The sequence below is a fragment of the Gottfriedia endophytica genome, from assembly GCF_017814275.1.
Classification (GTDB): Bacteria; Bacillota; Bacilli; order Bacillales; family Bacillaceae_G; genus Gottfriedia; species Gottfriedia endophytica.
Map to the genome: position 1 here is coordinate 72179 of NZ_JAGIYQ010000016.1, position 12608 is coordinate 84786.

At 32.0% G+C, this 12608-nt stretch carries 11 protein-coding genes and 4 other annotated features (1 of these 15 cut by a window edge); of the genes, 3 read left to right on the forward strand and 8 right to left on the reverse strand.

The genetic code is table 11. The features are described 5' to 3' along the window. Window positions 1-40: a binding site (T-box leader), on the reverse strand; it reaches 189 nt to the left of the window's first position. Window positions 41-88: 48 nt separating this feature from the next. Beyond that, window positions 89-318 (reverse strand) — a binding site (T-box leader). An 88-nt stretch (window positions 319-406) separates the two neighbouring features. Both J5Y03_RS17400 and J5Y03_RS17405 read right to left on the reverse strand, forming a co-directional pair. Then, on the reverse strand, window positions 407-1792 hold the full coding sequence (locus tag J5Y03_RS17400; RefSeq protein ID WP_209407273.1) for an amino acid permease: 1386 nt from the start codon (window positions 1790-1792) through the stop codon (window positions 407-409). Window positions 1793-1931: 139 nt separating this feature from the next. Then, window positions 1932-2162: a binding site (T-box leader), on the reverse strand. A gap of 47 nt (window positions 2163-2209) precedes the next feature. Further along, window positions 2210-2438: a binding site (T-box leader), on the reverse strand. Between the two features lie 87 nt (window positions 2439-2525). Next, window positions 2526-3398, reverse strand: a complete 873-nt coding sequence (locus J5Y03_RS17405; RefSeq protein WP_209407274.1) for a GNAT family N-acetyltransferase — start codon at window positions 3396-3398, stop codon at window positions 2526-2528. Window positions 3399-3558: 160 nt separating this feature from the next. On the opposite strand from J5Y03_RS17405, the gene J5Y03_RS17410 reads away from it, so the two are divergent. Continuing rightward, window positions 3559-4098, forward strand: a complete 540-nt coding sequence (locus J5Y03_RS17410) for a GNAT family N-acetyltransferase (RefSeq protein WP_209407275.1) — start codon at window positions 3559-3561, stop codon at window positions 4096-4098. A 92-nt stretch (window positions 4099-4190) separates the two neighbouring features. Here the strand turns inward: J5Y03_RS17410 and J5Y03_RS17415 are convergent, their stop codons facing one another. Both J5Y03_RS17415 and trhA read right to left on the reverse strand, forming a co-directional pair. Continuing rightward, entirely contained in the window at window positions 4191-4625 is a 435-nt protein-coding gene (locus tag J5Y03_RS17415; protein ID WP_209407276.1) for a Dps family protein, read from the reverse strand. Window positions 4626-4889: 264 nt separating this feature from the next. Further along, complete coding sequence (trhA, locus tag J5Y03_RS17420; RefSeq protein WP_209407277.1) at window positions 4890-5537, reverse strand: PAQR family membrane homeostasis protein TrhA; 648 nt, start codon at window positions 5535-5537, stop codon at window positions 4890-4892. A gap of 194 nt (window positions 5538-5731) precedes the next feature. Here trhA and J5Y03_RS17425 point away from each other — a divergent pair, with 194 nt between their 5' ends. Continuing rightward, the gene (locus tag J5Y03_RS17425; RefSeq protein WP_209407278.1) at window positions 5732-6316 is read left to right on the forward strand and encodes a DUF1836 domain-containing protein; all 585 of its coding nucleotides are present in this window, start codon (window positions 5732-5734) and stop codon (window positions 6314-6316) included. Between the two features lie 57 nt (window positions 6317-6373). Here J5Y03_RS17425 and J5Y03_RS17430 read toward each other — a convergent pair whose 3' ends face one another. The 4 genes from J5Y03_RS17430 to J5Y03_RS17445 form a co-directional block, all read right to left on the reverse strand. Further along, on the reverse strand, window positions 6374-6937 hold the full coding sequence (locus J5Y03_RS17430; protein ID WP_209407279.1) for a beta-class carbonic anhydrase: 564 nt from the start codon (window positions 6935-6937) through the stop codon (window positions 6374-6376). Between the two features lie 414 nt (window positions 6938-7351). Then, the gene (locus J5Y03_RS17435; protein ID WP_209407280.1) at window positions 7352-8128 is read right to left on the reverse strand and encodes a hypothetical protein; all 777 of its coding nucleotides are present in this window, start codon (window positions 8126-8128) and stop codon (window positions 7352-7354) included. Then, on the reverse strand, window positions 8121-8870 hold the full coding sequence (locus J5Y03_RS17440; RefSeq protein WP_209407281.1) for a hypothetical protein: 750 nt from the start codon (window positions 8868-8870) through the stop codon (window positions 8121-8123). The genes J5Y03_RS17435 and J5Y03_RS17440 overlap by 8 nt, the downstream gene beginning before the upstream one ends. Before the next feature lie 53 nt (window positions 8871-8923). Continuing rightward, the gene (locus J5Y03_RS17445; protein ID WP_245208947.1) at window positions 8924-9709 is read right to left on the reverse strand and encodes a phosphotransferase family protein; all 786 of its coding nucleotides are present in this window, start codon (window positions 9707-9709) and stop codon (window positions 8924-8926) included. Between the two features lie 306 nt (window positions 9710-10015). On the opposite strand from J5Y03_RS17445, the gene J5Y03_RS17450 reads away from it, so the two are divergent. Further along, window positions 10016-12442 (forward strand): Ig-like domain-containing protein, encoded by a 2427-nt coding sequence (locus J5Y03_RS17450; RefSeq protein ID WP_209407283.1) that lies wholly within the window; start codon window positions 10016-10018, stop codon window positions 12440-12442. The last annotated feature ends 166 nt before the right edge of the window (window positions 12443-12608 follow it).

Sequence of the window (12608 nt, forward strand, 5' to 3'; positions counted from 1 at the left end):
AGGGAAAACTCCACTACTCTATTCCATTCATAGCAAATCTATTATTCTATTTTCTTTTAAAAACATAAAAAATCCCTACTGTTTTCACAGTAGGGACGAAATTTAGTATTCGCGGTACCACCCTAATTATTAGTACATAATATTTTGTACTAATCACTTCATTTCATAACGGCTCCTCACCGTCTTCCCCTCACTTTATTGCTCGAAGAAGATGCTCCTGGACTGTAATTCGCGTTGTTTTTTGTACTGATTTCCACCAACCATCAGCTCTCTATAACAGGGAAAACTCCACTACTTTGTTCCATTCATTGCGTTTCGTATTTGATTAATGACTATATTATTGTGTTTGTTTTAAAATGTCAATACTTTTTTATATAGTCTCTGTTAACTCGAATTCAACTTCCTTTTAATTTTTTAAAATCGGCCCGATTAACTCCTGCTCCTTTGATCCTTTATTTTTTTTCAAAGGTCTTCCTTTTATGAATGAAAGAACAATTAATACTGCTAATGTTGAAAAGCATACGACTGTTCCAACTGAAATACCATTACTGAATGTTGATCCGAAAAAGATTATAAGCAACCCAGCAATTCCTATTATTGTCATAATTGGGAATAGTTTGACTTTAAAAGATGGTATTTTTGTGTATTTTGGACGTAATTTTAATTGTGCACAACAGATACTGATCCAGACTAAAATGATTGTAAATCCTGGTATCGTCATCATGTATCCTATAATTTTACCAGGAGCTAAGTAAGCCAAAAATGCACCGATTAATAAAAATAATCCATTTAATATTATTGCAAAAATTGGGACGCCTGATTTTGTAGTTGTTTTTAATATTTCTGGTGCTTCCCCTTTCTCAGCTAAAGCAAACATCGTTCTAGAGGTTGCGAAGATTCCAGAATTAGCAGCAGATAATACGGCTGTTAGTAGAATGAAATTCATGATATGTGCCGCTCCTGGAATTCCAATCGCTCCAATGACTTGAACAAATGGACTCTCTTGTCCTGAAACCTTATTCCAAGGAATTAATCCTGCAATAATAAGCATTGGAAATACATAGAAAACAACAACTCGCCATACAACACCTTTAATCACTTTAGGTAATACTTTTTCAACATCTTTTGTTTCTGAAATTGCTACACCAATTAATTCCGACCCACCATAAGAAAACATAACAATCAAGCAAGCGTTTAATACTCCACTAATCCCATGTGGTAAAAATCCACCATGACCAGTTAAATGTAGCATAGGAGTAGTTGGGGATAAATCAGAGAAACCCAATAATACTGCTCCACCTAGTATAATAAATAATGCTAATGCTGTAATTTTTATACTTGCAAACCAAAATTCCATTTCACCGTAAAATTTCACTTGAATACAATTAATTCCTACAATCAGTGCACCACAAATTAAACTTAATAACCAAAGAGGTACGTTTGGAAACCAAAATTGTAAAAATGATCCTGCTGCTAAAATTTCTACAATTGTTACTAATATCCAGTTAAACCAGTACAACCAACCAACTACAAATGAAAAGTGAAAACCAAATGCTTTATGAACTAAATGTTGTACATTTAAATTTGGGTAAACAACAGCCATCTCTGCTAAAGCAGACATAACGATTAATAAAAGAAAACCACCAATTAAGTATGAAATGATAACTCCTGGTCCCGCAATTCCTAACGTGTCCCCACTCCCCTTAAAAATTCCAGTTCCAATCATACCAGCAAGTGCTAAAAATTGGACATGTCTAGGCAATAACTCTTTCTTTAATTGATCCTTCTCCATATTCCTTCTCCTTCTTCCGTTTATATTTTTTATATTTATGCTTGCTTTTAAAAAAATAATAGTCGCTTTCCATCCAATCACCCCTCTCAGTGTCAAAATAAAGAAAATTTCCTATAAAAAAAATCCCTACTGTTTTCACAGTAGGGACGAATTACTTATATTCGCGGTACCACCCTAATTATTAGTACATTTAATTTTGTACTAATCACTTCATTTCATAACGGCTATTCACCGTCTTCCCCTCACAATAATGCTCGAAGAAGATGCTCCTGGATTGAAATTCATGTAGATTTTTGTACTGATTTCCACCAACCATCAGCTCTCTGTTACAGGGAAAACTACACTACTTTATTCCATTCATCGCAAATCCATTATTCTATTTTCATTAAAAACACAAAAAGTCCCTACTGTTTTCACAGTAGGGACGAATAGAAGTATTCGCGGTACCACCCTAATTATTAGTACATTTAATTTGTACTAATCACTTCATTTCATAACGGCTCCTCACCGTCTTCCCCTCACATTGTCGTTCGAAGAAGATGCTCCTGGATTGAATTTCGTGTTGTTTTTTGTACTGATTTCCACCAACCATCAGCTCTCTATGACAGGGAAAACTCCACTACTTTGTTCCATTCATTGCTTTTCTTATTTGATTAATGATTATACTATTGTGTTTATTTCGTAATGTCAACACTTTTTTATAAAGTTCTGTTAATTCGAATTCAACTCCCTTTTAATTGCATGGGATTAAAATAGCACCACAGTTTTTTTCATAAAATTCGATTGGTCCTGCTTCTCCAATAATAGCGTAGTAATATCCCTTCATTTTCATCTCGTAAAGACAACTATGGAGAAGGGCTTTTCCAATTCCTTTTTCACGTTGATTACCCGCTATTCCCATTGGTCCAAATACTCCCTTTTGCTTGTTATACACGTCATAACAAGCAAATCCTTGAATCTTATCTTGATGCTTTGCAAGATAGATTGGTATATCATTTTGTATAAATCCATGCTTAATTGATTCTACCCATCCACTTCCAAACTCTTTTTCTATAAATTCAAGTAACTCATCTTGATCTTTTCTAGTTGCTTTTTGGATAGAATGATGTTCTATTATTATTTTAGAATAATTATATTCTTGTAACTTCACAACTAAATCACGACTTGTACAAACAATATTTTTCATTTCAATTAGTTCATTTTCCGAAAAAATTTGATAGACTATATTGCTTTTATCTGCAAATATCGCTTGAAAAACATGTCCTTCATTTATGAATCTTTGTTTATAATGATTCCTTCTTTTTTCTGCATTTTCTAGTAGATTATAAGTTGTAATAGACAAGGGAAGTTGAAAAGAAGAACATCCTACATGCTCTTTTTGAACAGTATTATCAATGTCCTCTAATAGTTCTTCTAAGTTTCTTAATTTATTGTTTTCTGAAACATATAAAAACAATTCCCCACAAACACCACTTTTCTCATTTATCAGCCCTAAAAACAAATGCAATGGTGAAATAATTCCATGCTGATATTTTTGAACGATTACTTCTGTCTCTTGAACTACTTTTTTCATCCGATCAGTAAATTTATATTCAGTTATTTCCAATTCATCGCCTCCTCTATATTTTTTATCAAATTATTCTAACTATTGTAAATATATATTATAATGAATTTGAAAAGGTTTAAATAGGATTTTACTATTTCAAACCAATTATTGGGATTCATCACTTTTTATTATTCCAATATACTTTCTAGGAGAGAATGATATGAAAAAAGCTAATAACGTTTATATAAGACCGCTAAATACTGAAGATGCAGCAGATAGTCTAAAATTACAATTGAATAATCGCGATTTCTTTGAAAAATTTTCAATGTCTCGTAATACTGAGTTTTATACAATTGAAGGACAAACTCATCGGATAAAACCATTTACAGCAAGTATGCAAAATGACCAAGAGTATTACTTTGGAATCTATAAAAATGATGACCACACATTAATTGGCACAATTAACCTCTTCCAAGTTTTACGAGGATCACTTCAAAGTGCCTTCATAGGATATTTTTTGGACAAAAATCAGAATGGTAAGGGTTTTACTACGGAAGCTGTTAAATTAATTGTGGAGTATGCATTTAATGAATTAAATTTACATCGAATAGAGGCTGGCGTGATGCCTCAAAATATTGGATCAATTCGAGTGTTAGAAAAAGCTGGTTTTCATATAGAAGGTCTAGCTCAAAAAAATGTAAAGATAAATGAAAAATGGGAAGACCATCAGATGCTAGCTATCGTAAATCCTAATGACTAAATAGTCTGGGTTTAAAAATAATACATAAAAAACAAGCATTAGACTTGTGACTAATGCTTGTTTTTTGTTGTTATTCTGAATGAACAAATAAATTATCCCAAAAACGCTTTTAACATCCATAATTGCTTTTCAATTTTGCCAATTTTATCTCGAAATAAATCTGCTGTTTCTTCATCGTCATTTTCTTCTGCTAAATTAATAACTGTTCTACTTTCATTAACAATTATTTCATAATCTGCTATTAAGTCAGCAACCATATCAATCGCATTTAATTCTCTATTACCTTCTGTTAATGTTGTAACCTCTAAGCATTCACGTAAGGTTGCAATCGGCAGTCCACCGATTGTTAAGATCCTCTCACCTATTTCATCAATGTTTGTATTTGCGTCATTATAATACTGCTCAAATTTTTCATGTAGCGTAAAAAAATTCAAGCCCTTTACATACCAGTGATAATTATGTAATTTGACATACAATACATTCCAATTGGCTAATTGTTGATTTAGTGCATTTTCTAATGTGTTCATTAAAATTCTCCTGCCTTAACAAAATTAATTTGTACAAAAGAATTTTCCCCTAACCTAAAATAATCTATTCTTGAAAATCTAACATCCTTGAATAGATTCTCATCTACATATCAATTTATCCCGCATTAACGGACAGTAAGACCCCCACTTCAAGATTCAGAGAAAAACAAAGAAGATAGCTGTGGGATAACTGTCCATAAAAGCCCGATTGGGCTGGCTAACCATCAATGGGGGATGAAGCCCCCAACTGATGGAAGTTTCACTTTATATCACATAAAAATAAACACATAAAAAATGAGCAAGACTTCCAAGTAAAATAAAAATATGAAATATTTCATGATGACCAAAATACTTAAATTCTAACCATTTTGGCTTAGCACCATAAATGAATCCACCTATCGTATAGAAAACTCCACCTAACAACAAAAATAATAAACCACTTATACTTAATGTCCCTGATAAAGGTTTGATAAATAGTACGATCATCCACCCCATGACGATATAAATCGATGTCGATAACCACCTCGGACAACTAAACCAAAACATCTTGAAAACAATTCCACAAACAGCAGTTAAATATATCAATGTAAATAATATCCACCCTATTTTATTATGCAAAGAAATTAAACAAAATGGTGTGTAAGTTCCAGCTATTAGAATAAATATCATTGAATGATCAATTTTTCTAAAAAAATAGATTACCTTATCCTTTGCAACAACTGAGTGATAGGTTGCAGAGGCTGAATAAAGAACGATTAAACTAATTCCAAACATGATTACTGCAAAAATGGTCGTTGGAGATGGCATTGTTATTGATACCTTTACAACCATGCAAAGCAGTGCAATAAAAGATAAAATTGCACCAGCTAAATGTGTAAATGCATTAATCGGCTCTCTTATATAATTATTCATTTCGACAACCCCTCTATTATTTTATGTAGTTTTAATAACTACTTATGATTATATGACCACAACATCATCTAGTCAATATTTACAAAAAACTTTTTTCATACTACTATTAGTACTATAAAGTACTTAAACAAAGAGTATTTCAGTGATTTATTTCATAAAAATTAATATCACAACTAAAAGTTGAGGGTTTTCAAATGGAGAATATTAATAAGCTAATCGAAAAAATGTACTTAGAAAATAAAATTACACTTGAAGATATACCAAATGTTGATTTATACGTGGATCAAGTTGTTCAATTGTTTGAAAATAATTTTGGTCAAACAACAAGAAATGAAGATGAAAAAGTACTAACAAAAACAATGATTAATAATTACGCAAAAGGAAAACTATTTTTCCCTATTAAAAACAAAAAATATTCGAAGGAACATATCATTTTAATCAGCTTAATTTATCAATTGAAGGGAGCTCTTTCTATTAATGATATAAAGAGCTCCTTAGAAGAAATAAACAATCAAATTGAAAGTAAAGAAGATTTTAAACTTGATTCTCTTTACAAAAGTTATCTTCAATTATATGAAAACAATGCAAACAATTTTAGGATTGAGATAGAAGATCGGATGAAGGAAGTAAAAGAAGTAGCTGAGACCTCTGAAAATGGAAGTAACGAAGAGAATGAAAAGTTTCTTCTCCTATCTTCCTTGGTAACCATGAGTAATTTATATAGACGTTTAGCTGAAAAAATTGTGGATGAAATGACTCTTACAGAATCTAAAAAGTAACCATCCATCACAAATAAAGACACAAAAAGAGCCACCAATAACGGTGGCTCCTTTAACTTATAGTTCACTAGATAAATCTTTATCAACTACATCTAATTTTCCAGTAAGTGGATCAATGACTAATCCGTGTACTGGAATATGTTTTGGAATAAGAGGGTGATTACGAATAATCGAAACACTGTGCTTCACACTCTCCCCAACATCATCAAAACCAACTAAAAACTTGTCTAAATTTATTCCAGCGAATTTCAATAATTCTAGATTTTCTTCAGGTATGCCTGCATCAATCATCTTTTTCTGAACATTTTTCGGATTTGTTGCCGACATTCCACACTGGTGATGCCCAATCACAAAAACTTCTTTTACACCTAATTCATAAATTGAAATTAAAAGACTACGCATAACAGAACCAAAAGGATGACTTATGATTCCTCCAGCAGTTTTAATAATCTTAGCATCTCCGTTTTTTAAATTTAGCGCTTTAGGTAAAAGTTCGATTAAGCGTGTATCCATACAAGTTACAATTGCCATTTGCTTATCAGGAAATTTTGTAGCTATGTAAGGCTCATACTCCTTATTTTCAACAAAACGTTTATTATAGTCTAAAATTTCATTGATCATTTGGTTTCACCCTTAATAATTTATTTTTTTAAACTGTAACTATTTTGGTCTATTTTTGAAAAAATGACAAATAAAATGCTTGTGAAGTATATTTTTAGCTTTAATAACTACATTGTTCAGATAAAGTGAAACTTCCATCAGTGGGGGTTTTCTTCATCCCCCACTGATGGTTAGCCCGCCTTATACAATACTGAAATTAAACCAAAAATATAAATAACATCTCTACTGTCAGCTAATGTTTGACCAGCCCAAAGACAACGAAATGATTTATTTATCATAATCCTACCCCTTATTTTTTCATCTGAATGAGGGATAGATTTTCATATTGAACTACCTCCGAAATCATAATTTGAGTTTATGATTCATCTCACACTGTATTCTACTCCTTTACTTGCTTCAAAAGCTAATAAAATATTATTTTTGTTTAGGAAAGAGAATATGTTCTCCTTCTAAATTTTCTTCCATTGCATCTTGAATGAAATTAATTTGACTATTCCCAACTCCACTTCCCCTACCACCTTCAACAGGGTATATTAGCTTTGTTATTTTATTATTTTTATCCAAAGGTAACCATAAAACCATCATGGAGGTTGGCTGTTCGAAACTAGAAAACAGTGAATCAGATTGATTTGATGAATTTATATATGTTTCATCATTCATGATTCGCTCCCATTTTTTTGGAAATCTATATAATCCATAGGAACTTCCATTTAACATTTTTTCAGATTTCATTTGAATTTTAGGTTCATATTTCCAAACTCCCTCAGAGAATGAAAATTGACGCTCTTTTGTTAAATAAAAATTTATTTTATGAACTTGGCTTGTTGGCATATTCCACAACAGATAATATTTAAAAGAACCATTCGACTTAATTTTCCACAATTTAGGATCGAACATATTTATTTCAATCGAAGCTATTTCCCATTCATTATTGTTCCAACTCCAATTTATTATCCCGTAATCATTTTCTTTCGATAAATAGGGAACAAAGACATGCTTTTTATCAATGAAAACACGGTCCTGAATTTTTTTCACATCATATTCAGGATATTCCCTTGCTATCTCCTTCATTACTTCTTTATTTGATAAAAATGGTTTAGGACTTTGGGGTATTAAATTATTAACCCACAAAATGAAGTATAGTAAAAAAATAGTACACACAATCAATAAAGTTTTCTTCTTTTTAATCATCATGTGTACCACCTTTTTCGAAATCTAAAAATGATTCTTTTGAACGGAAATAATATTGTTTTGACGGAATTGAAATGAGCAATCCTTTCCCATCCCGTTCTACATAAATAATTGATTTTATTCCGCTACCTTTTTTAGGAATTGCATCCATCAAAATATATGGAAATCTTTCAATACTTTTGTTAGTATCTCGATTTTCATATGTTTGGTTATACCATTCGTCACTATATATTGGTTTCTCTTTCATTTTAGATAATTGTGAGTGTAATTTCTCTTTATTAAGAGTCGCAGGTTTTGCTGATGGATGTGTAGTAAGAATTGATGCATGATTCACATTTGAAATATAAGAAGTTGCAGAACTAGAAGGATAAAACAACTCATTTATTGGTGATATCAAAAGACTTGTTAATAGGAAAATAAAATTTACGAAAAAACCAAACCATGCGAAGGCTCGGTAACGAATCCATCTTTCTTTATTACCATTTCTTCTAAGTATCCAATAGAGGATCCAAACTCCTAATGGCAAAATTGGAATTTTGATTAATGTTCCGTAGATTGATGTATTAATAGAAAACATGAAAAGGCCTACCCAACACACAATTAAAACCTTTAATTTATTTGGTTTCTCCTCTTGCTTCTTATAAATTAGATAGATTAATATTCCAATAACTATATACGTAATTCCACTTACTAAAACGGCGGGCAAATTAGGAAACAAATCAAAATTAAGCGTAAATTTCATTACTCATCTCCTTACATCAAATTATTTAGATGGTTATTATCCGATTCGAAAAATTAAAAAAATTCATATAACCCATTATCAAAATATTGACGTTCTTCATTGTTAATAATTTTGCTTCTGTACCCTTCAAAGAAAATTGCTACGTCTTCTTCTTCAAATACATCTTTCTTTCGTCTAATTGCTAAAGAAGCATCATATCTTGGATCACCAAATGCTCCCCCGCTCCAATCAATAATTCCACTGATTTTGCCATTGTTCATTAAAACATTATCCACTGTGAAATCTCCATGGATTAGAGTTTGCTTAACTGGCCGCGGTTTATTTGTCTTTATGGTATCTAATAATTCTCTTGTTCCATCAACCTCATAGTGTTTCAAGTTATACTCGGCTGTTTTTAACATTTCTTCTAGCCAAGTGGAGCTAGGGTAAAACTCTTTTGGACAAGGAGTGGAATGAATTTGCGATAATACTTTACCAAATTGATAAACAATGTCCTGCCTTTTCTCTCTGTTTTTTTCATTGAGAAGTGCGCTTCTTACTGTTTCACCTTCCAAAAAATCCATTAATATCCATGATTGAGATTCCTCTTTTTGTTCAACAAAATTAAATACGTTAGGAATTGGCAATGAACAATTTTTAAGAGCATTTAGTACGGACGACTCTTTTGATAGCCATGAACAGTATTGTTCGCCCTTGGCTCTTTTTACAACATAGGTAGTAGCATCAGTCTCAATCACAGCAACATCAGATGTACATCCTTGCTTCGGGTATTGGATATTTTTAATAACTCCTAATTCTTCCTTTATTTCAATTGGTAATTCATTGATTTGTATAGGCAACAAATAGTATCCTCCTTTCGAGGTTTTTCTAATATCGTCTACTAACCTACTATGCAGAAATCAATTTTCTCTTATTAATCCTACTAATTAATCGAAATGAAAATTGGCAGTCAGTTAAATTATATCTTAAATTTACATACTTTTAATCAGAAAAATTAGAATTTTTTAAATTGACAAATTCCAATCAAATAAGTTTCTCTTACTATCTTAAATTCTGGACGAATGATCAATCTCAAAGTAGTTTTCTATAAATCAATATTTTTCGACAAATGCTTATTATGTTACACTACGTTTTGGGGTGATGAAATGAAAAGATTTTGCTATGTATTTATTTTAATAATGTTAGTTTGTATGAGTATTCCATCATTAGAAATAAAAGCTGATGAGACAGCAACTCTCTATGGGATTACGGACGATAACAACATAAGAGGAACAATTCAATCATACGGTGAAGTTCATCACTATTACTTTGTTCCACAAACTACTGGATATATGATTCTGTATGTTGAAAAAGGAAATCAATTAGATGTACAAGTATCTAACGAAAAGCGACTGGCCCATCCAGAAACAATTACTGAAAGCCGAGATGAACTTTATGTAGTTGAGGGTGAACGATACGATGTAACTGTGAAAGGTAACGTTGGAGATTATTCAATAAAAGCAATTCTTCCACGTAATGAGACAAGTTGGAATGATGCATATGAACCAAATGATACTATTCCAATGAGTTACCCAATTGAAAATCGTAAAGAAATCACTAGCTATATTGAAAACGGAGAAGACAGAGATTATTACCGATTCGAAGTAACCAAAAGTGGCGAAATAATGGCAACTCTTGAAGATTATCCGAACAATTTTCATATGGAATTAATTGATTCGCAGGGAAATGACTTATCACCGGAGGATAATAAGCCAAATGGAAAAAACATTTCTTACTGGGCTAATAAACCAGGTACATATTACATAATGATTAGGTCTTCCCCGGGACGTGGTTCAGAAACTAACCCTTACAAACTAAAAGTAACCTTTCCAACTGAAGAAGGTAATCTCTTACAAGATAACGCTGGTGAACCAAATGATGTATTTCAAGACGCATATCCATTACAGCCGGAAAAGGATTATTCATTTGCATTTGAGGATAAAAAAGATGTTGATTGGTACAAAGTTGTCCTAGATAAACCAGGTAAAATCATTCTTTTTGGAAGTAAAAATAGCCAAGACTTTACTATGATGTGGTACAACGAACAACATCAACCATTGGACTATCGTGCAATAGCTATTCGACAACAGCCTAATCGATATTTTAGTAATACTGGGTCTTCCAATATACCTGCTGGAACTTATTACGTAAGAGTAACACGTGATGTTCTAACAAATGAACGCGAGGAATATTCTTTGCGCTTAACAATCGTTGGGCCAGATGATGCATCAGAAGATTCACCTAATGAACTTGTAATCGGTAATGAAGTACATGATCGAATAGACTATATAAATGATATTGATTTGTATCAATTGAGCAGTGGAAAAGTAGGGATTTTAGAAGTTACGCTTCATGCTAATTTTGATGCTGTACTTACACTCAGAGATCAACAAGGTCATATCGTTCAACCTAGCATCCGAGTAGAAGGTGATGATAAAATATATAGTTATAATTTAAATGGCTTACCTTCCCTTTTTTTTATTAAATCACCAAACGAATCCTATGGACCAAATATGACATATTCTATCAGAACAAAGATACTTCCGTCCTATACTGTAAATGACATAAAAAGTACAGACAAAGTAATAACAGGAACAGCTTTTCCAAATGAACCTATCTTGATATTCGCAAATCCACAAACTGAACTAGGTAGTGGACAGGCGGATGATAAGGGGAATTTCTCGATTCCTGTTACAACACTTGAAGATAGTGAAAAAATTCTTCTTTGCTTTGCAAAAAGTATTTGGGATTACTATACCCCAATCCAAATTCCAGTTAAAGTAGTTACAAAACCTACTATTCATATGGTTGACGATTATGGTGATCAAGATTCGACTATTCGAGGAATAGGAAAACCAAATTCAACGGTTGAAGTGAGAAAGAACGGAATTCTACTTGGAAAAGGTATTGTTTTGGAAAATGGAATGTTTTCAATTTCGATTCCAAATCAACCACCAGGTACACAGCTCACATTAAAAGCAACTGATCATTTTGGAAATGTCAGCAATCCTATAAGTATAGTTGTAAAGGAAAAAATTCCATTAAGAATTCAACAAGTAGATAAAATAGCCGATTATACTACCCTAATTAATGGAAAAAGCAAGCCGAATTCAACAGTTATTGTGAAAAAAAACAATATAATTATTGGGAAGAGTATTGTTGATGGTAATGGAAATTTTCACATCAATATCCCAAAACAACAATCTGGAACGATTCTTGGTCTTACAGCAACAGATAAATTTGGGCGTTTAAGTCCTCCTATCTACAGGACTGTAATCGATTTAACGCCACCGAAAAAGCCTACAGTTTCGCCTGTTACAACAAAGTCGACAGTAATCAAAGGCACAGGTGAACAGTACACAATGGTTATCATTACAAAAGGAAGTAAAGAGTTAAAACGAGGGACTTTGACGAAAAAAGGGACTTTCGCAGTAAATATTCCAAATCAAAAAAGTGGAACAGTTCTAACAGTCAGATTAAGAGACCAAAGTGGTAATCTTTCTGTTCCAGTAGTCATTACTGTAAAAAAATAAACACAATACTTTTCCTACTGTTATAAAAGTGTCTAGTAGTTAATAAAATGTACCCTATAGAATAGACACTTAAAAAAAGTCTACCTATAGGGTACTTTTTTGTATAATAAGAAAAAATGGAAATTGGGGAAAAGTTAGAATGAGTAAAAAGCTATTTACAGAGAAA